The organism is Bradyrhizobium sp. 23AC (assembly GCF_054863025.1).
In genome coordinates this window covers 1-270 of the sequence record NZ_JAVAYN010000164.1, presented here as the reverse complement: position 1 = coordinate 270, position 270 = coordinate 1, and the positions used below count along the sequence as shown (strand labels likewise).

1 protein-coding gene is annotated in these 270 nt (G+C 68.9%); it reads right to left on the bottom strand.

Translation table 11 applies throughout. From position 1 onward, the window contains the following. On the bottom strand, positions 1-195 hold a 195-nt coding region (locus RAD10_RS41935), incomplete at its 3' end, for a hypothetical protein (RefSeq protein WP_461622032.1). Between the last annotated feature and the right edge of the window lie 75 nt (positions 196-270).

The following is a 270-nucleotide window of genomic DNA, read 5'->3' as shown; positions in this document are numbered from 1 at the left end:
CCAGACGGTGGCGTCGCCGCGATAGTCGCTGTCCAGCACGCCGGCGCCCAGCTGGATACCGGAGGCCACCTCGACATTGGCCTCGAACTGCACCGCATCGCCGCTCAGGTTGAGGTCCAGGCTGGCGGCCTGGCACAGGGAGGTGCCGGCCAGCGCCAGGGCGCCGGCGGCCACCAGGGTAGAGATCACTTTCATGGGGGAGTCATTCTCCTTGCTTGCCGAGGCCGGGTCAGTCGGCCTGAATTCCGTAGCGGGCCCGGTAGTCGCGGA